This is a genomic window from Rhodococcus sp. KRD197 (genome assembly GCF_017168235.1).
Taxonomy (GTDB): domain Bacteria; phylum Actinomycetota; class Actinomycetes; order Mycobacteriales; family Mycobacteriaceae; genus Rhodococcoides.
The window spans coordinates 675,942-694,644 of sequence record NZ_JABFAO010000011.1; the positions used below are offsets into that span (position 1 = coordinate 675,942).

Annotated in this window: 15 protein-coding genes; 3 read left to right on the forward strand and 12 right to left on the reverse strand. The window is 65.7% G+C overall.

Annotated elements, in window-relative coordinates:
- Window positions 1-107 precede the first annotated feature (107 nt).
- The 5 genes from cydC to J1M86_RS19040 form a co-directional block, all read right to left on the reverse strand.
- Window positions 108-1,781, reverse strand: a complete 1,674-nt coding sequence (cydC, locus tag J1M86_RS19020; protein WP_206510963.1) for a thiol reductant ABC exporter subunit CydC — start codon at window positions 1,779-1,781, stop codon at window positions 108-110.
- Entirely contained in the window at window positions 1,771-3,444 is a 1,674-nt protein-coding gene (cydD, locus tag J1M86_RS19025; protein ID WP_307786678.1) for a thiol reductant ABC exporter subunit CydD, read from the reverse strand. The genes cydC and cydD overlap by 11 nt, the downstream gene beginning before the upstream one ends.
- Window positions 3,441-4,484, reverse strand: a complete 1,044-nt coding sequence (gene cydB / locus J1M86_RS19030; protein WP_075841047.1) for a cytochrome d ubiquinol oxidase subunit II — start codon at window positions 4,482-4,484, stop codon at window positions 3,441-3,443. The genes cydD and cydB overlap by 4 nt, the downstream gene beginning before the upstream one ends.
- A 12-nt stretch (window positions 4,485-4,496) precedes the next feature.
- Entirely contained in the window at window positions 4,497-5,963 is a 1,467-nt protein-coding gene (locus J1M86_RS19035; protein ID WP_206510964.1) for a cytochrome ubiquinol oxidase subunit I, read from the reverse strand.
- A gap of 103 nt (window positions 5,964-6,066) precedes the next feature.
- Entirely contained in the window at window positions 6,067-6,945 is an 879-nt protein-coding gene (locus J1M86_RS19040; protein ID WP_206510965.1) for an aminodeoxychorismate lyase, read from the reverse strand.
- A gap of 59 nt (window positions 6,946-7,004) precedes the next feature.
- Between J1M86_RS19040 and J1M86_RS19045 the strand changes: the two genes are divergently transcribed.
- The 3 genes from J1M86_RS19045 (at window position 7,005) to J1M86_RS19055 (ending at window position 9,209) form a co-directional block, all read left to right on the forward strand.
- Entirely contained in the window at window positions 7,005-8,150 is a 1,146-nt protein-coding gene (locus tag J1M86_RS19045) for a folate-binding protein YgfZ (protein ID WP_206510966.1), read from the forward strand.
- Window positions 8,147-8,791: an MOSC domain-containing protein gene (locus J1M86_RS19050; protein WP_206510967.1), complete on the forward strand. Its 645-nt coding sequence runs from the start codon at window positions 8,147-8,149 to the stop codon at window positions 8,789-8,791. Before J1M86_RS19045 ends, J1M86_RS19050 begins: the two co-directional genes overlap by 4 nt.
- Before the next feature lie 202 nt (window positions 8,792-8,993).
- Window positions 8,994-9,209, forward strand: a complete 216-nt coding sequence (locus J1M86_RS19055) for a DUF3073 domain-containing protein (protein WP_075841045.1) — start codon at window positions 8,994-8,996, stop codon at window positions 9,207-9,209.
- 62 nt (window positions 9,210-9,271) lie between these two features.
- Here the strand turns inward: J1M86_RS19055 and purM are convergent, their stop codons facing one another.
- From purM to J1M86_RS19090, 7 genes are all read right to left on the reverse strand, one after another.
- Complete coding sequence (purM, locus tag J1M86_RS19060; protein ID WP_206510968.1) at window positions 9,272-10,372, reverse strand: phosphoribosylformylglycinamidine cyclo-ligase; 1,101 nt, start codon at window positions 10,370-10,372, stop codon at window positions 9,272-9,274.
- A gap of 165 nt (window positions 10,373-10,537) precedes the next feature.
- Window positions 10,538-12,103: an amidophosphoribosyltransferase gene (gene purF / locus J1M86_RS19065; RefSeq protein WP_307786679.1), complete on the reverse strand. Its 1,566-nt coding sequence runs from the start codon at window positions 12,101-12,103 to the stop codon at window positions 10,538-10,540.
- Window positions 12,104-12,226: 123 nt separating this feature from the next.
- Window positions 12,227-12,613, reverse strand: a complete 387-nt coding sequence (locus J1M86_RS19070; protein WP_206510970.1) for a sterol carrier family protein — start codon at window positions 12,611-12,613, stop codon at window positions 12,227-12,229.
- 10 nt (window positions 12,614-12,623) lie between these two features.
- Window positions 12,624-13,220, reverse strand: coding sequence for a CPBP family intramembrane glutamic endopeptidase (locus tag J1M86_RS19075; protein WP_206510971.1), 597 nt, complete (start codon window positions 13,218-13,220; stop codon window positions 12,624-12,626).
- Window positions 13,217-14,893, reverse strand: a complete 1,677-nt coding sequence (locus J1M86_RS19080) for an alpha/beta-hydrolase family protein (protein WP_206511133.1) — start codon at window positions 14,891-14,893, stop codon at window positions 13,217-13,219. The genes J1M86_RS19075 and J1M86_RS19080 overlap by 4 nt, the downstream gene beginning before the upstream one ends.
- A 118-nt stretch (window positions 14,894-15,011) precedes the next feature.
- Window positions 15,012-17,303, reverse strand: coding sequence for a phosphoribosylformylglycinamidine synthase subunit PurL (gene purL / locus J1M86_RS19085; protein ID WP_206510972.1), 2,292 nt, complete (start codon window positions 17,301-17,303; stop codon window positions 15,012-15,014).
- Window positions 17,304-17,379: 76 nt separating this feature from the next.
- Complete coding sequence (locus tag J1M86_RS19090; protein WP_206510973.1) at window positions 17,380-18,684, reverse strand: M18 family aminopeptidase; 1,305 nt, start codon at window positions 18,682-18,684, stop codon at window positions 17,380-17,382.
- Between the last annotated feature and the right edge of the window lie 19 nt (window positions 18,685-18,703).

An 18,703-nucleotide genomic window follows, 5' to 3' on the forward strand; every position in this document is an offset into this window, starting at 1 on the left:
GACGGGCCGAGGGCTCGGGGGTCGGGTAACTGCCTGGGATTCGCTCGCCGCTCGCGCGGAGTGAATCCGTCAGCGGTAGCGGCTAGCGGGCAGCCACCTCACGCGTCCTAGAGTTCATCAACTTCAGACCACCTCCTCTCTCGTGTACTCGTCAAAGTACGCCCGGAAATCGAGCTTCGCAAAGGATTTTTGCGCGATTTCTCCGGCGGCGAAACACCGAGGTCTATCACCAGGTCAGCCCGCGTATCCGGGGGCAGTTGGTGGGTGACGAGAACAACGATTCGAGCGCGGTCGATCAGGTCGTCCTCGCGATCGAGGAGTCGACGAACCAGCTCGCTACCACTCGCGTCGTCGAGGTGCTCGGTCGGCTCGTCGAGCAGCAACGCCGGCGCCGCCGACAGCAATGCCCGTGCGAGAAGAAGCCGTCGGCGCTGCCCCCCGGAGACCGCCCGCGCACCACCCACCAGGGTCGTGTCCACGCCATCCGGCAATTCGGCGATCCACTCCCCGAGCCCCACCTTCGTCAACATCTCGACGGCCTCGCTCGGGTCGATATCTCCACGTGCAACCCGCAGGTTCTCGAGAATCGATGTCTCGAACAGGTGCGCGTCCTCGGCGAAGAAACGTGCACCCTCGATCACCCCGATGGGTGCGGGGATCAACCCGCCGAGCTGCATGAGCAGCGTCGTCTTACCAACCCCACTCGGTCCTACAACCGCCACCCGGCTTCCCGATTCCACCGTCGCGAGGCTGACCGCATCCTCGCGACCGAGGGTTGCTGGGGGTTGGCGATCGTCCCACTGGGGTCGTTCCGCCGCGTCCAGCAACGCCACGATCCTCGACGCCGACACGCGCGCGCGGGTCAAGGCGACGGCAGCGGCCGGCAGTACGGAGGTCGCCTCGAAGGCTGCCAGCGGGACGAGCACGATGACCGCCAACGCCATCGGCGTCATTCCACCCTCGGTTCCTCCGGTAGGGCCGTATAGTGCCATTCCCACCAGCAACGAGCCGAGCACCGACGCACCGATGGCGAGCGGCAGCGCCGCATCCGCGAATGCCCCCGGAATCGCCGCTCGGTCGCGTGCGCGGACCGACTCCCGGTTGGCCGACCTCGCAGCCTCGACAGTCTCATCGAGCCGACCCGCCACCCGCAGCTCCGGCCCGTGATCGAGCGCCCGCACAGCGATCTCGGCGAACTCGGCCCTGGCGTTCGCTCCCTCGGTTTCTGCGAGAGCCGCTGCCCTGGCCGCCAGCACGGGCGCCAGCACGCCGGCGATCAGCAGCGCAACGAACAGTATTGCGGCCGCACCCGTGGAGATGAAGGCCAACAGAGCCACCGCGGCAACCATCATGATCACCGATACACAGATCGGGACGACGGCTCGTATGACGACGTCACCGAGCACGTCCACATCCGAGCCTGCGCGCGCCATCAGGTCTCCGCGCCGCAAGGTCACGGCCGCGGCGCGGTTTCCGCTGGCCAGACGCTCGTAGAGCCGGGTCCGAGCCGACGTCATTCCCCGCAGTGCGGTGTCATGCGTCGAAAGTCGTTCCAGGTAGCGGAACACCCCACGCGAAATGCCGAGTGCGCGGACCGCGACCACGGCGACGGTGAGGTCGAGCACGGGTGGCATCTGCCAGGCCCGAGTGATCAGCCAAGCGGAGACCGCAGCCAGGGCCAGCGCGCTTCCCAGTGTCGCAACACCTGCTGCCACGGCCACGGCCACGCGGTTGGGCTGCAGTTCCAGCAGGGCGAGCGCGCGGCGCAGGTCACCGAACATGGTGTGCCTCCACTGTCACCACGGCATCGGCGGCGGCGAGAACTGCGGGCCGGTGCCCCACCACCACGATCGTCCGTCCCTCGTCAGCGAGTGCGCGAAGTGTGCCGAGCACGCGACGTTCGGCAGCGGTGTCCAGATGCGCTGTCGGCTCGTCGAGCAGCATGACAGGCGCCGAGGACGTGAGCACCCGGGTCAGCGCGAGACGTTGCAGCTGCCCGAGCGAGAGCCCCACACCCCCCGCGCCGATAAGCGTGTTCCAGCCGAGTGGTAATTCGCGCAGAACCTCGTCGAAGCCTGTTGCGGCACAAATCCTGTCGAGCGCTGCGGGATCAGGTCGGGTTCCGGTCAGCACGAGATTGTTCTCGAGGGTTCCCGGCAGGAGCACCGGACGCTGAGGCAGCCAGGCCACCTGACGCCACCACGACGCTCGGTCGACGTCGGCGAGATCCGTCCCGTCGACGGTCGCTGCTCCCTCGGCCGGAGAGGTCAGACCGAGCAGAACGTCGAGGGATGTCGACTTGCCCGAGCCGTTGGCACCGGCCAGGACCGTCACCGATCCCGGTTCGAGTACGGCGTCGAGTCGGTAGGGTGCGAATCCGTTTCGCGCCGGGGCCGAGACCGACGACAGGACGATGCGCGCGCCGGTTGCCCGCACCACCGTCGAACCCCCGGTGACGGGCGGGCGGCGGTCCAGGACATCGAAGGCGGAGTCGGCGGCCGCGACGCCGTCCTCGGCCGCGTGGAACTGGGTTCCGACGCGGCGCAGCGGCACGTAGACCTCCGGGGCGAGTACCAGCGCGATGATGCCTGCTTCGAGCGCCATATCACCGAACACCAGTCGTAATCCGATGCTGACGGCGACGAGGGCCACGCACAGGGTGGCGAGCAGTTCGAGCACCATCGACGACAGAAAGGCGATCTTCAGTGCCCGCATCGTTGCGCGCCGATGCGCGTCCCCGAGAGCACGTACACGCGCCGCCGGCCCATTCTCGCGCCCGAGGGCACGAAGCGTCGGCAATCCCGCCAGCAGATCCAGCAGCTGGGCGGACAAACGTGTCATCGCCTCGAGCGTCGCCGCTGCTCTGCCTTTGGTCAGCAATCCGATCAGGATCATGAAGATCGGAATGAGCGGCAGTGTGAACAAGACGATCAACGCCGACGTCATGTCCTGCGTGGCGATCACGACGAGTGTCAGCGGCGTCAGGGTCGCGGCGAGCACCAGTGATGGGAGGTAGCCGGTGAGATAGGGCGCCAACCCGCCCAGCGCCCGCGTGACGACGGTGGCTGCGGATTCGCGTTCGGCGTCGAGATCTCGTGGGTTCATTGCCGACGCTGCGGCGAGCACCTCGTTTTCGAGTTCCTCGACAACTCTCGATGCTGCTCGGTGGCCGTACCGCGATTGCAGCCAAGCCGTCGCAGTGCGGACCACGATGGCACCGAACAAGATCCACAGCTGCGGAGACCATTCTCCGATAGTGCGAACATCGGAGGTGATGACCCCGGCGAGGACGGTGCCGAGCATGACCGCGGAGACGATGATCGCGGCGGTGTCCACCAGCGCCAGTACCACGGTCAGGACGAGATACGCTCTCGCCGACCGCGAGTACCGCCACAAGCGCGGATCGACGGGGCCTTTCGACGACCGCTCGACGACTGCAGTCACCTCGATCGACCGAGCGACAATCCTATCGAGTCAGGGATCGATGTGGACGAGATACGTTGCCGGAAAACCCAGTACGTCCAGGCTTGGTAGCCGATGACGATCGGCGTCATGAACGCAGCGGCCCAGGTCATGATCTTCAACGTGTACGGGCTCGACGACGCGTTTTCGATGGTCAGGCTGAAGGCCGGATCCGTGGTCGAGGGCATGACCTCAGGGTAGAGCGATCCGAACAGCAGCACGACCACCGCGGCCACCGCGATCGTGGTGCAGACGAACGCCCAGCCCTCGCGGACACGGGCGGTGAGTGCGACGACGGCGACGAGCGCTACCGCTGCGATACCGACCATGGCCCACGTCCAGGTGGTGCCGTAGGCGAGCTGCGTCCACACCGCGAAGGCGCCGCCGACGAGGACCGCCGGAATCGAAAGCCGCGCAGCCAGTTTCACGGCGTCCTCGTGGACGTCGCCCGACGTCTTGAGCGCGATGAACACGGCCCCGTGCAACGCGAACACCAGCGCGAGCGTGGCGCCACCGAGCAGCGCATATGGGTTCAGCAGATCGAAGAATCCGGCCGTCACCTTTTTGTTTTCGTCGATAGCGACGCCGCGCACGATGTTGGCGAAGGCCACTCCCCACAGCACGGCAGGAACCCACGAGCCGATACCGATGCCGAGGTCACACCGTCGGCGCCATACCGGATCGTCGATCTTGCCGCGGTATTCGATTGCGCAGATCCGCAGAATGAGCGCGACGAGAATGAGCAACAGCGGTATGTAGAAGCCGGAGAACAAGGTTGCGTACCACTCGGGGAAGGCGGCGAACAGTGCGCCGCCGGCGGTGATGAGCCATACCTCGTTGCCGTCCCACACCGGTCCGATGGTGTTGAGGACGGTTCGGCGCCGCCGCTCCCCCGTCTCGGGATCCTTGTGACGCCCGAGGATCGGCATGAGCATGCCGACACCGAAGTCGAATCCTTCGAGCACGAAGTAGCCGAGGAAGAGAACGGCGATCGCGATGAACCAGAATTCCTGAAGTCCCATGATCGTCTTCCCTCAGTAGGCGAACGAAAGTTGTTTCGGCGCATCGTCGTCATCCGGTTCGTCGGATGTGTCGTCACCGGGCGGGTGGGCGTCGTGTTCTTGTGGACCCTCGATGACGTAGCGGCGGAGCAGGAAGAACCACACGCCGCCGAGCGCGGCGTAGATGAGGGTGAACGTCACGAGCGAGGCCACCACGAGCCCCACCGGATGATCGGACACACCCTGGTCGACGGTGAGCCTGATCTGATCGACGCCGGCCAGGTTGGGGGCGACCACCCAGGGTTGACGGCCCATCTCGGTGAAGATCCACCCCGCGCTGTTGGCCAGGAACGGAGTCGGGATCGCGGCGAGGCTGAGCCACGAGAACCACCGTTGGTGCGGTACTCGTCCGCCCCTCGTGACCCACAGACCGACGATTGCGAGCAATGCCGATCCGGCGGCGAGTCCGATCATCATGCGGAAGGACCAGTAGGTGACGAACAGGTTGGGTTTGTAGTTACCGGGGCCGAATTGTTGCTCGTACTGCTCCTGCAGCTCATTGACACCTTGGACCGTGGCGCCGAAATCGTTCTCGGCGAGGAATGAGGTCACTCCGGGAAGCGAGAGCAGGTGGACCACCGACTCGCAGTTGTTGTGCGTCCCGACGGTCAACAGCGAGAACGCTGCCCCGGTTTCTGTATCGCACAAAGACTCTGCCGAGGCCATCTTCATCGGTTGCTGCTCGAACATGAGCTTGCCCTGAATATCGCCCGTGACAGTGAGTGCGACGCCTGCGATGATCATGACCACGAAGGACATGCGTGCGGCCGGCCGGAACATACTGCGCGAGTCCGCATCGCGACCCTTTCGAGCCTCGCGCACCATCCACCACCCCGAGACTCCGGCGACGAACGTGCCCGCGGTGAGGAAAGCACCGGCCACTGCGTGGGGGAATGCGGCCAGCGCCGTGTTGTTGGTCATCAACTCCCAGATGCTCGTCAGTTCCGCTCGGCCGGTCTCAGGGTTGAACCGCGCCCCGACAGGGTGCTGCATCCACGAGTTGGCGGCGATGATGAAGTACGCGGAGGCGTTGACGCCGATGGCCACCAGCCAGATCGTGGCAAGGTGGACGAGTTTGGGTAGTCTGCCCCAACCGAAGATCCAGAGCCCGAGGAACGTCGACTCCAGGAAGAAGGCGACGAGTCCTTCCAAGGCGAGCGGTGCTCCGAAGACGTCACCGACGAAACGCGAGTATTCGCTCCAGTTCATGCCGAACTGGAATTCCTGGACGATTCCGGTAGCGACGCCGAGGGCGAAGTTGATGAGGAACAACTTGCCGAAGAACTTGGTGAGTCGGTACCAGGAATCCTTCTTGGTGATGACCCACATGGTCTGCATCGCGGCGACGATCGGCGCAAGGCCGATCGTCAGAGGAACGAAAATGAAGTGATAGACGGTAGTGATACCGAACTGCCACCGTGAGATGTCCAGGGTATCCATGACTTCTCCGCCCTCTTCGGCCCCCAGGGTGGTAACGGCACGTCACCGCTGCACGGAGCCCTCCCGCAGCGAGTCCGACACTACTACTACCTGCAGTAGTACATCAAGCCTCGGGAACCTCGTCACCGATCGTCTCGACCGCGATATCGACCATCGATCGCATCTCGTCGGCACGGCTTGCCCCACCCAATGCGAGCCCGTCGAGCGAGACCACGCGGGCGGCGAGCGTGATACTCGATACCAACCAAACGCTCTCTGCGACAATAAGATCCGCTGGAAACAGGGGCGCGCGCTCGCATGTGTAGCCCCGAGCTTCGGCGACATCGAACAAAGCCCCGACGGTGGTGCCGGCAAGGATGCCCTGCTCCGGCGGGGGTGTGACAAGCGTCTTACCGCGCAAGAGCACCACCGTCGACCGTGGCCCCTCGAGCACCCTGCGCTCACTGCTGACGTAGATCACCTCATCGGCGCCCTGCCGCGCGGCGTACCTCAGCGCAGCCATATTCGTGGCATAAGACAGCGTCTTGGCACCCAACAGCTGCCACGGCGCGCGCGCCGCGAGATCCACCGAATACCCCCGGTCCAGCGTGATCGCAGATACGCCCTCCGCCCGCGCCCGCGCGACCCGCTCGTGCACCGGACCGACAGTGGCATACGCCGTCGGCGCACCACCGCCCTCGCGACCCCGACCGAGCACCAACCTCAGCACACCTTCCCCTGCCGAGACACGCGTCCACTCGTCCACAGCAAGCCCGATGACCAGACGCCACTGGTCGGCGTCGGGAACCGGAAGGTCCATCGCCGCGGCCGACACCGCCAACCGAGCGAGATGAAGCTCGACCCCACAGGGCGCTCCACCGCGCACCAGAAGGGTTTCGAAGGCCCCGTCACCGCGAACAGCAGCAAGATCATCGGCGCACAGAAGCGGCTGATCGGGGTCGTGAACCTTCCCGTCGAGGGTCACTACTACGCACGCTGACATGGAAGACAACCCTATCCAGGCCCCTCCGCAGGCTCCGCTCAGGTCTCGATGCTTCTAGGATGGGGTTTGTGTCCGCTTCCGTCGACAGCAATTCGAGTCCCCTTCTCACCCTTCCCGGCGCGGTACCCTCACCCGAGGAATCACCCGATAGCGGCGTGGCCTGGCATTACGGCAACCCCTTCGGAGAGCAACGCGGGGCCGTCGCACAAGCCGCTGTCATCGACAGATCGAATCGCTTCGTCTTCGCGATCTCCGGCGAAGAACGACTCACCTGGCTCGACACCATCTCCAGTCAACGCGTGAAAGACCTTCCCGACGGCACATCCGCGGAGAATTTGTCGCTCGATATCAACGGACGCGTCGAACATCACTTCGTGCAGACCGATATCGGCGGTGTCACGTGGATCGACACCGAGGCCGCATCCGGCCCCGCCTTGTTGGCGTTCCTCCAGAAGATGGTGTTCTGGTCCAAAGCCGAACCGCGTGAGCGAGCCGACTTCGCCGTGATCAGCCTGCTCGGAGCCGAATCGTCGGCGATCCTGCAGGCCGTGGGCGCCCCCGCACCAGAGAAGTTCTACGACGCCGCGTCCCTGGCCGACACGGGGTCGATCGACGCTGGTTTCGTCCGCCGGATGCCGTGGCCGGGTGCGCACGCCTTCGATCTGCTGGTTCCCCGGGCCGCGCTCGTCGACTGGTTCACCAGGCTCCGTGACGCCGGTGCAGTACCCGCGGGTACATGGACGTACGAGGCGCTGCGCGTGGAGTCGATCCGACCGCGTGTCGGCGTCGACACCGACGTCAAGACCATCCCGCACGAGGTCCGTTGGATCGGCGGCGTCTCGGAGTCGGGTGCCGTGCACCTGGAAAAGGGCTGCTACCGCGGGCAGGAGACCGTAGCGCGGGTGCACAACCTGGGCCGTCCGCCGCGCCACCTCGTACTGCTGCATCTCGACGGCTCCGCAGATGGCCGTCCCGAGACGGGCGAGACGGTGACCGCCGGGGGGCGAACCGTCGGCCGCCTCGGCACCGTCGTCGATCACTTCGAACTGGGCCCCATTGCCCTGGCTCTTCTCAAGCGCACCATCCCGGTCGACACCGAGCTCGTCGCGGGCCCCTGCGCCGCGTCGATCGATCCGGACTCGGTACCCGACTACGACGACGTCCAGGCCGGTCGCGCCGCCATCGACCGACTCAAAGGGCGATGACAGACAGCGGACGCGTGGAGGCCGTATGCGTCGTCCACACCATCGTCCCCCTCGGACGCCGGGGTGTCGTCGACAGCGCGATCGACAAGCGCCCCGTGGACGGACCCGTCGATGTCGGTGAACTCGGCTTGGCGGGCGATCACAGCTCGGACACCACGTTCCACGGTGGCAGCGACCAGGCCGTGTATGCCTACGACGACGCCGAGGCCGTGCGGTGGGCGTCGGAGCTGGGTCACGACATCTCCGACGGATGGTTCGGCGAGAATCTCCGAACGACGGGCGTCGCGGTCACGGACGCCGTGATCGGATCACGGTGGCGAGTCGGGTCGGCGGTACTCGAGGTCACGATCCCTCGGCGGCCCTGCCGGACCTTCGCCAAGTGGGTCGACGAACCTCGGTGGGTCAAGCGGTTCGCCGAGCGCGGCGATGTGGGCGCCTACCTCCGAGTGGTCGAGCCCGGAACGCTGAGGCGGGGCGATCGCATCGTGGTGGAAGGTATCCCCTCCCACGGCGCCACCGTCCGAGACCTCTTCCACGGACGAAACCACGCCGGCCTCGCGCAACTCCTCTCGCTCCCCGATCTGCCGAAGAAGGTCACACGCGAGGCCGAGGCGGCCCTACGCGTCAGCGTCGCAAAGTAGATCATTACCCGGACTCAGAACATTTGCGCAGGTCGCGCCCCTCGACTGGCGGCTCGAGACCAAGCAAACAGTCGCCACACGGAGTCCGTATGCGCATCGAAGCGATTCGCGCGCTAGAGTGTGGTCCAGGAAGAAATACCAAATCTAACGGGGCGCCCAAATTTCCCCAGGCCGCCCCGCAAGTCCGCGAGGGGGCAACGCCATGGGCCGAGGCAGGGCTAAGGCAAAGCAGACAAAGGTCGCTCGTGAGCTCAAATACAGCTCGCCGTCAACGGACTTGGAGTCTCTGCAGAGAGAGCTCTCCGGTGGTTCGTCCAACTCCCACCGTGGCGGTATCACCTCGGGCGGCATCTCCTCTTCGGATGCGGACGGCTACACCCGCGTCGAGGAAGACGAATACGAGGACTGGCGACGCTGACCATCGTTATACACAAGTGAGGGGGAGCCGCGACGCGGCTCCCCCTCACTTGTTCGTATACCTCAGAAGCGCGGGTGATTTCCCAGCAGCACGGCGCGCTCGACGTTCGCGGCCTTATCGGTCGACTTCTTCACCGTTCCCAGGGTCCAGCAGTCGATGTGGCGTGCCGTCAGCACTGCCAGCGCGCGGTCCACGTCCTCGGGCGCAACGATGGCGACCATGCCGACACCCATGTTGAACGTCTGCTCCATCTCCGCTCGCTCCACGCGGCCACGCTGAGCGATGAGCGAGAAGACCGGTGCCGGGCTCCACGTAGCGCGATCGAGTTCCGCGACGAGGCCAGCAGGCATCACGCGGCCCAGGTTGTTGGCCAGTCCACCACCGGTTACGTGGCAGAAGGTCCGCACGTCCGTTTCGGCGGCGAGCGCGAGGCAGTCCTTGGCGTAGATCTTGGTCGGTTCGAGCAGCTCCTCGCCGAGGGTGCGTCCGAACTCTTCCACGTGCCCACCGAGGTCCATGTGGTTGATCTCGAGCAACACCTTGCGAGCCAGCGAGTAGCCGTTGGAATGCAGGCCCGACGATCCCATGCCGATGACGACATCGCCGGGGCGCACCCGGTCCGGACCGAGAACCGCATCGGCTTCGACGACGCCGACGCCGGTGGCGGAGAGGTCGTAGTCACCGTCGGCCATCAGTCCGGGATGCTCTGCCGTTTCACCGCCGAGCAGCGCACAGCCGGCGATGACGCAGCCGTCGGCGATGCCCTTGACGAGCTCGGCGACCATCTCGGGCACCACGCGGCCAACTGCGATGTAGTCCTGCAGGAACAGTGGTTCTGCGCCGCACACGACGAGGTCGTCGACGACCATCGCGACGAGATCGAGTCCGAGCGTGTCGTGTTTGCCGAGTGCCTGCGCGACGGCGACCTTGGTGCCCACGCCGTCGGTGGACGCGGCGAGAATCGGTTCGCGGTAGTCGCCCTTGAGGGCGAAGAGGCCTGCGAATCCGCCGAGACCGCCCATCACCTCGGGTCGACTGGCCTTCTTCGCAAGCGGGGCGAACAATTCGACTGCCCGGTCACCTGCGGCGATGTCGACGCCCGCCGAGGCGTAGGAAGCACCACCCGAGGATGTTGCGCTCGTTGCTCGGGATTCCTCGGTCATGCGGCTCCAGCCTTGTACTCGTATCGACGCTGCGTGGCAATGCACGCAATTGCGCTCTAACGGTACCGGAGCGCTCCAGCCCTGGGCACACACCGTAGGCGCTTCGCGCATGTGAGTGAAAATACGTGACCTGCTATGTATTTCCGCTCACATGCGCGTCAGCGCCTACGGGCGACTGAGCGCACTCACGTTGGCGTTGATCGAATCGGTCGTCTGACCCGCAGCCGTCGCCAGCATGCCCTCGAGTACGTGCTTGCCCAACGCGTTGTCGGCAGGCAGATCGATCGGGTACTTGCCGGTGAAACATGCTGTGCACAGCCGGGTTTCGGGCTGCTCTGAGGCGGCGATCATGCCCTCGGTGGAGATGTACCCGAGCGAGTCGGCACCGATTGCTTGACGCACACCTTCGAGGATGCCGTCCTCCGAGTCGACGCCGTTGGCGATCAACTCCGCGGGCGAGGCGAAGTCGATACCGTAGAAGCACGGCCACCGGACCGGCGGCGACGCGATACGTACGTGGATCTCGAGCGCTCCGGCTTCACGCAGCATCCGAATGAGCGCACGCTGTGTGTTGCCGCGCACGATCGAATCGTCCACCACGATCAGCCGTTTGCCGCGAATGACCTCTTTGAGAGGGTTGAGCTTGAGACGAATACCGAGCTGACGGATGGTCTGCGAGGGTTGAATGAACGTGCGCCCGACGTACGCGTTCTTCATCAGGCCCTGGCCGTACGGAATGCCGGATCCCTGGGCGTAGCCGACGGCCGCCGGCGTTCCCGACTCGGGGACAGGAATCACCAGGTCGCCTTCGGCGGGGTGCTCCAGCGCGAGACGGCGACCGATCTCCACTCGCGTGGAGTGGACCGAACGGCCCCCGATGACACTGTCCGGTCGGGCGAGGTAGACGTACTCGAACACGCAACCCTTCGGCTCGGGCGCAGCGAAACGCGAGGAACGGACCCCGTCGGCGTCGATGGCCAACAGCTCCCCCGGCTCGATGTCCCGCACGAACGCGGCGCCGACGATATCCAGCGCGGCGGTCTCACTGGCCACCACCCAGCCACGATCGAGACGGCCGAGCGAAAGCGGACGGATGCCGTGCGGATCCCGCGCCGCGTACAGCGTGTGTTCGTCCATGAATGTCAGACAGAACGCGCCCTTCAACGTGGGCAGCAGCTCCATCGCGGCCTGCTCGATGGTCCGGTCGGCGGCCTTGTGCGCCATGAGCGCGGTGATCACGTCAGAATCCGACGTGCCGTTGCCCTGCAGCCGATCGCTGATGAGCCCCTCTTCACGGGCCCGGGTGGCAAGCTCGGCGAAGTTGACGAGATTGCCGTTGTGACCGAGCGCGATACCGGTACCCGCAGTGGTCGTCCGGAAGATCGGCTGGGCGTTCTCCCAGATGACCGACCCGCTGGTCGAGTATCGGCAGTGTCCGATGGCGACGTGGCCCGGCATCGCGCCGAGAGTCTGCTCGTCGAACACCTGGCTGACCAGACCGAGGTCCTTGAACACCAGCACCTGCGAACCGTCCGAGACGGCGATGCCCGCAGCTTCCTGCCCCCTGTGTTGCAGCGCATAGAGGCCGTAGTAAGAGAGCTTGGCTACATCTTCTCCCGGCGCCCACACGCCGAAGACTCCGCACTCCTCCCGAGGTTCGTTTTCGGGTACATCGAGCTCTTTGCCTACCGGAGAATTTGGACTATCGACCGACGACTCGGCAGAGGTCACAGCACTGCTCCCTTGAGGGACGGATTGAGGGGCGTGGCCCAGTCTACGGGCCAACGCTTGCAGAGCACGCATCGCAGGAAAGTTGCCACCCCTGTGCCGTCCATTCTCCGTTCACCTACAGGCTCACGTTCCGACGATCGGCAGCCAATGAGCCACTTCGCTCGCCCGGCTTCCCGAGGCGGTGATGGAACCGTCGGCAAGGGCGTCCTCGAACTGCCGAAGACCGGTGGCAACCTCGAGCCAGGTCCGGGCGTCGGTCTCCACGACGTTCGGCGGCGTCCCGCGTGTGTGACGTGGGCCGGTGATGCACTGGACCGCGACGAACGGAGGGATACGCACCTCGACGGACGATCCCGGCGCCACCTGGGCAAGCGTGCGGGCGGTGGCGCGGACCGCATCGGCGAGCGCGGCCCGCGGGGGCTTGTCGACGGAGCCGTCGCGCACCCAGTCGACGACGGCCAGCACGGCGGTCCTGACCTGCTCGGGGGTCACAGTCTTACTCGGGGCCATGCCGCCCAGACTAGAACGTCCGCGACGCGCGAGCGGCGAGCATCGCACCTGATGCGTTGAGAGCGAAATGCGCGAGCGCAGGTGCCAGCACACTGCCACTGCGGCGCCGCAGCCACGAGAACACCATTCCTGCGGCGGCGGTACCGATGACAGTGCCGACGACCGAATCCCCGGCCGCGCGTGCCGAGCGGATGTGCCAGAGACCGAAGAAGAGCGGCGAAAGTCCCGGCGCGAGAGCGTCGAACAAACCGCGGAAGCTCAGCTCCTCGGTGATCACCGTGCCGACCGGAATGTGGAAGAGCACCCATTCGGCCGGAGCCGCGTCCGACGGACGCACCCGCTCGGACAGGGCGGGAACGGCAGCGACGAACACCGCTCCCATGATCGGGACCGCGGCCGCGCCGGCTCCCCAGCGAAGTCCGCTGCCCCACCTCGTCAACCCGAGTTGCTCGAGACTCTGACCCGACGCGCCGAACCCGCTCACGCTCACCACACCGATCCCGAGGGCAGCGTTCAGCAGGGCTCGTCGACGCGGCGGCAAGTCCAGAGCGGGGACGATTGCAGTGCTCCACGCCGTGGTGATCGCACCCAGCACGAGTGGCTTCATTTCTCGGGACCGTCCCTGCCCGCGTACTGCTCCATCACCCCGCGCGCCCGTGCGGTGTCCTCCTCGGTCCATCCCTCGGGGGCGGCGATCGCGACCCAACCATCGAGTACGAGCGTTCCGTAGTTGTGGCCGTGGCCGTCCGGGACGCCCGCAGCATTGGTCAGATCGGCTGCGACCTGCCAGAACGTGACGATCGGGAACCAACGCATGTCCGGCAGACGATCCGGTCCCGGCGGCTCGGACAACCAGTCCGGCCTCTCGAACAGCAGGTCGGGCGACAACCACACCACCGGATCGGACGCGTGCTGGACGTACAGCACACGCGGGTAGAGCCACGGCTGGTCCGCTGGTGGGATCATGCTGGCGTTGTCGGCGAATCGAACGACCAACCCGTCCGCGTAGACCGGTCGCACCTCGGGCGTGCCGGGATCGCGGCGCGTCACGAACTGCGACCACAGCCGGTTTGCATTCGGTGGGCCCACCCAGAGGACACCGTCGACACTCTCGCGTATCTCGGCAAGCCCGTCGAACGCGCCCTCACCCGCCTGCACTCCAAGGCTCTCTCCGTAGATGTAGAGCTTGGGCCGGGTCTGCTCCGGTTCCTGCAGCCACCGCTCCCGTACCCGGTCGATGAGTGCCTTTCCCGCTACCGCTGCCTTCTCGCGCTCGGCGAGAAAAGAAATCCAACTCGGTAGATAGGAGTACTGGGTGGCCACGGTGGCGACATCGCCCGCGAACAGCAACTCCTCGGCCGTGATCGCGGTGGGGTTGACCCAACCCGTCCCGGTGGTCGGGACCACCACGAGTGCCGCCCGCTCGAACGCGCCGGTACGTTCGAGTTCCGCGACAACGATGTCGAGGCGCCCGTCCTGCGTCGCTGCGGTCTCGAGACCTGCGTACGCGCGGATCGGTTCGAGCGCGGGCCTGTCGAGTCCCTCGGAGATCTCCTCGGCGCTCAGCCCACCCGCGACGAAATTGCGTCCCTCGAACCCGAGGGTGTCCCACGGCGCCAACGACTCCGGGCTGCCCGACCGCTCCGGGATCAGAGGTTGCTCGACTCGCACCCGAGTCTCGTTGTTCTGCAAGCTGAATGCCGAGTTGACGACATTGGACAATCCGCGCAACAGCACGCCCTGCACCAGCGCGATCACGAGCACCACCACGATGATCACGCCGATGACGTTGGCGACCTCGCGCGGCATCTTGACGATGCGGTTGACCTGCCGCGCCACCAGACGCACCAGGTCACGAAGAACACGCCAGGTGGAGATCAGAAGTGCGCCGACGGCGATGCTGAGCGCCCCGGTCCGGAAGTACCCGGTCGTGGTCGTTCCCTCCGCGTCCATCAGCGCGGCCAACTCGCGCTGCCACCCCGCCGACAGATACAGCATGTACAGCACAGTCAGACCCGCGATCACCGGGACGGCGATCTTGACCACTATTTCGACGCGACGCGGGGGCGGCCACCACGGCTTTCCTGCGAGGAACAACCGGTAGACGACCCAGTACACCGCGACGCCGACGCCGTATCCGATGGCGGCGTTGATGCCCCCGATCAACCCTTGGAAGAGCCAGTCGCGGGGAAGCAGCGACGGAGTCAACGACCAGCAGAAGAACAGCGCCCCGAACACGATGCCGGTGAAGTCCAGCCGAAGCAGCCCCCACATCCACATGACGAAGGGATGCTTGTCCGGGGAAGGCACCGAAAACTCGACCGGAAGCCGATAGTGCGTGTGCTCGCGTTCGACTCTGCTCTGTGGCGCCTCCGATAGCTCTCCCCTGGACACTGCCCTACCCGAAAAGCCTGGGAAGAGTGGCCTCGAAGGTCTCACGAAGCTCGGCCAGCGAGACCGAGAACTGTCCCTGAATCTCGATGTCGTCTGCGCCTTCGTCGACCACGCCGATCCGCGTCCACGGCAGTCCACGTGCCGTGCACATGCTGGTGAAGCGGGTCTCCTCGGTGCGCGGCACCGCGACCAGCACTCGCGCCGACGATTCGGAGAACAGGGCGACGAACGGATCGGCACCCTCGGGAAGCAGGATGCGGCATCCTGTTTCGCCGGCCAGTGCCGCCTCGACGACAGCCTGCGCGAGTCCACCCTCCGACAGGTCGTGCGCAGCACTGACCAGCCCGTCACGCGAACCCGCGAGCAGAATATCGGCGAGCAGCTGTTCGCGAGCGAGGTCGACCTCCGGCGGGACACCGCCGAGGTGGTCGTGCTCGACCTGAGCCCAGATGGAACCGTCCAACTCGTCGCGGGTCTCGCCGAGCAGGATCAGCGTCTCGCCGGGCTCGAGCCCGAGGCCCGTCGGGATGCGGCGGTGCACATCGTCGATGACGCCCAGAACGCCGACGACCGGCGTCGGCAGGATCGGTTCGGAGCCGGTCTGGTTGTAGAAGCTGACGTTGCCACCGGTGACCGGAATGCCGAGGGTGACGCAGCCGTCGGCGAGACCGCGAACGGCCTGCTGGAACTGCCACATCACGCCCGGGTCCTCGGGAGAACCGAAGTTGAGGCAGTTGGTTACCGCTTTCGGCGTTGCGCCGGTGACTGCAACGTTGCGGAAAGCCTCCGCGAGCGCGAGCTGAGCGCCCCGGTACGGATCGAGCGCGGTGTAGCGACCGGACGCATCGGTAGCGAGCGCGATACCGCGTCCCGTCTGCTCGTCGATGCGAATTACTCCGGCGTCGGCGTTCTCGGCCAGGACCGTGTTGCCGCGGACGTAGCGGTCGTACTGCTCTGTGATGAATCGGCGGCTGCACAGCTGCGGCGAGCCGATCATCTTCAGCAGCGTCGCCTTCAGTTCGTCGGCGGTCTCCGGACGCTTCAGCGAGGCGGTGGTGTTCGCGACCAACGCGTCCTGGGTGGCCGGACGCTGCACCGGGCGCGAGTAGACCGGCCCGTCGTGCGCGACGGTCTTCGGCGGCACGTCGACCACTGTCTCGCCGTGCCAGGTGATCTCGAGATTGTCGCCGTCGGTGACCTCACCGATCACGGTGGCGAGGACATCCCACTTCTTGCACACGGCCATGAACGCCTCGACGTTCTCGGGAGTCACGACGGCGCACATGCGCTCCTGCGATTCGCTCGAGAGCACCTCGGCCGGCGTCATCCCGGTGGCGCGCATCGGGACCTGCTCCAGCGCGATATGCATGCCGCCGCTACCGGCTGATGCGAGTTCGGATGTAGCGCAGGACAATCCGGCACCACCAAGATCCTGGATGCCGACGACCAACTTGGCCGCATACAGCTCGAGGCAAGCTTCGATGAGTACCTTCTCCGCGAACGGGTCGCCAACCTGCACCGCCGGAAGCTTCTTCCTGCCACCACCGGTCTCGTCACCGTCGAACGTCTCCGAAGCCAACACCGACACACCGCCGATGCCGTCGAGACCGGTACGCGCTCCGAACAGGATGATCTTGTTTCCCACGCCCGAGGCGAACGCCAGGTGCATGTCCTCGACACGCATGACCCCGGCACAAAGGGCGTTGAGGAGCGGGTTGCCCGCGTACGAGGCGTCGAACACCGTTTCGCCGCCGACATTGGGGAGGCCCAGGGAGTTTCCGTAGCCACCGACGCCCGCGACTATGCCGCTCAGAACTCGGCGTGTATCGGGTGCGTCCGCGGCGCCGAAACGCAGCTGGTCCATGACGGCAATGGGGCGTGCGCCCATCGCCATGATGTCGCGGACGATGCCGCCGACGCCTGTGGCGGCACCCTGATACGGCTCGACATAGGACGGGTGGTTGTGGCTCTCGACCTTGAACGTGACCGCCCAGCCGTCGCCGACGTCCACGACGCCGGCGTTCTCGCCGATGCCCGCGAGCATGGAGGAGCGCATCTCATCCGTGGTGGTCTCACCGAAGTACTTCAGGTGCACCTTGGAGGACTTGTAGGAGCAGTGTTCGCTCCACATGACCGAGTACATCGCGAGCTCGGCGTCGGTGGGCCGACGGCCGAGGATCTCCTTGATGCGGGCGTACTCGTCGTCCTTGAGTCCGAGTTCTTTGTACGGCTGCGTCACATCCGGAGTGGAGGCTGCGGCTGAAACTGTATCGGTGTGGACAGAGTGAGCGGACACGAGGAGTGGGGTCCCTTCCTGGAGCGAAATGCCAGTGAGAGTCTATCGTGCGCTTTCTCCACTCCGCGCCGTGCGCCTACATCGACACCGGCCCGGAGGGCATCAGGAAGGCCGCCAGCGCGTCGGCGTAGGCCTCGATATCCGAGGCGCCCATGAGCTCGCGGGAGGAGTGCATAGCGAGCTGAGCGGCCCCGACGTCGACCGTCGACAAGCCCGTCCGCGACGCCGTGATGGGACCGATGGTCGATCCGCAGGGCAGATCGGCTCGATGGACGTAGCGCTGCAGCGGTACACCGGCCTGCTCGCACGCCACCGCGAACGCCCCGGCACCGACCGAGTCGGTCGCGTAACGCAGATTCTGGTTGACCTTGAGCACCGGCCCTCCGCCGAGTTCGATGCGATGCGCAGGCTCGTGCCGGTCGGGGTAGTTGGGATGCGTCGCATGGGCCATGTCGCCCGAGGCGCAGATGGAACCGGCCATGGTCCGCAGGAAGTCTTCACGCCCACCGCCTCGTCCGAGCACGATGCGTTCGAGCACGGTGCTCAGCAGATCCGAGAAAGCTCCCCGGTCGGACATGCTGCCGACCTCCTCGTGGTCGAACAGCGCGAGAACAGGAGTGAAGTCCGTCGGATTCTGCACTGCCGCAATCAATGCCTGGGTTCCGGCGTAACAGGTGCCCTGGTTGTCCAAGCGCGGCGCACTGATCAGTTCCGACTCCACCCCGACCACTGCACTGGGAGCCAAATCGTGTGTCATCAGCTCCCATCCGAGCACCGCCGTAGGGTCGACGCCTTCCCGCTCGGCCACGAACGAGATGAACGATCGCGGCGAATTACCCACACCCCACACAGCATTGACGTGACGCTGCGGATCGAGGGTGACGCCCTTGCGGTCCTCGGACAGGTGGATAGCAAGTTGAGGAACCCGCAGAATCGGTTCGTCGACTTTGACGAGAACCTCACCAATTGTGTTGCCGTCCTTGACACTCAGCCTGCCGGAAACGCCGAGGTCGCGGTCGAGCCACGAGTTGAGCCACGCACCGCCGTAGGGTTCGAGCCCGACCATCTGCCACCCTGCGGACTCGAGATCGGGATGTTGCTTGACGCGAAGGTTGGGACTGTCGGTATGACCGCCGACGATGCGGAACGGGCCCTCGCTCTCGGTGCTCCACGCGACGAGAGATCCGCCGCGAATGAGGTAGTAGCGCCCGGCCTCGGTCGGCCACGCATCCCGCTCGTCGACACGCACGAAGCCGACTTCCTCGAGCTGTACCGACACTGTCCGGCACACATGAAATGGCGACGGCGAGACATCGATGAAGTTGCACAGACCGGCGGCAGACGCATTGGACACAGAAGCACTGAGAGACATGGGAACCATTTTGTCAGCTCTCGCGTCG

Bases quoted from the DNA above. Each gene is read 5' to 3' on its own strand.
- J1M86_RS19070 (WP_206510970.1), bottom strand. From the start codon at position 12,613: ATGGCCCCGAGTAAGACTGTGACCCCCGAGCAGGTCAGGACCGCCGTG.
- J1M86_RS19045 (WP_206510966.1), top strand. From the start codon at position 7,005: ATGGGGTTTGTGTCCGCTTCCGTCGACAGCAATTCGAGTCCCCTTCTC.
- J1M86_RS19075 (WP_206510971.1), bottom strand. From the start codon at position 13,220: ATGAAGCCACTCGTGCTGGGTGCGATCACCACGGCGTGGAGCACTGCA.
- cydC (WP_206510963.1), bottom strand. From the start codon at position 1,781: ATGTTCGGTGACCTGCGCCGCGCGCTCGCCCTGCTGGAACTGCAGCCC.
- J1M86_RS19035 (WP_206510964.1), bottom strand. From the start codon at position 5,963: ATGGATACCCTGGACATCTCACGGTGGCAGTTCGGTATCACTACCGTC.
- J1M86_RS19055 (WP_075841045.1), top strand. From the start codon at position 8,994: ATGGGCCGAGGCAGGGCTAAGGCAAAGCAGACAAAGGTCGCTCGTGAG.
- J1M86_RS19050 (WP_206510967.1), top strand. From the start codon at position 8,147: ATGACAGACAGCGGACGCGTGGAGGCCGTATGCGTCGTCCACACCATC.
- J1M86_RS19040 (WP_206510965.1), bottom strand. From the start codon at position 6,945: ATGTCAGCGTGCGTAGTAGTGACCCTCGACGGGAAGGTTCACGACCCC.
- purM (WP_206510968.1), bottom strand. From the start codon at position 10,372: ATGACCGAGGAATCCCGAGCAACGAGCGCAACATCCTCGGGTGGTGCT.
- cydB (WP_075841047.1), bottom strand. From the start codon at position 4,484: ATGGGACTTCAGGAATTCTGGTTCATCGCGATCGCCGTTCTCTTCCTC.
- J1M86_RS19080 (WP_206511133.1), bottom strand. From the start codon at position 14,893: ATGTGGATGTGGGGGCTGCTTCGGCTGGACTTCACCGGCATCGTGTTC.
- J1M86_RS19090 (WP_206510973.1), bottom strand. From the start codon at position 18,684: ATGGTTCCCATGTCTCTCAGTGCTTCTGTGTCCAATGCGTCTGCCGCC.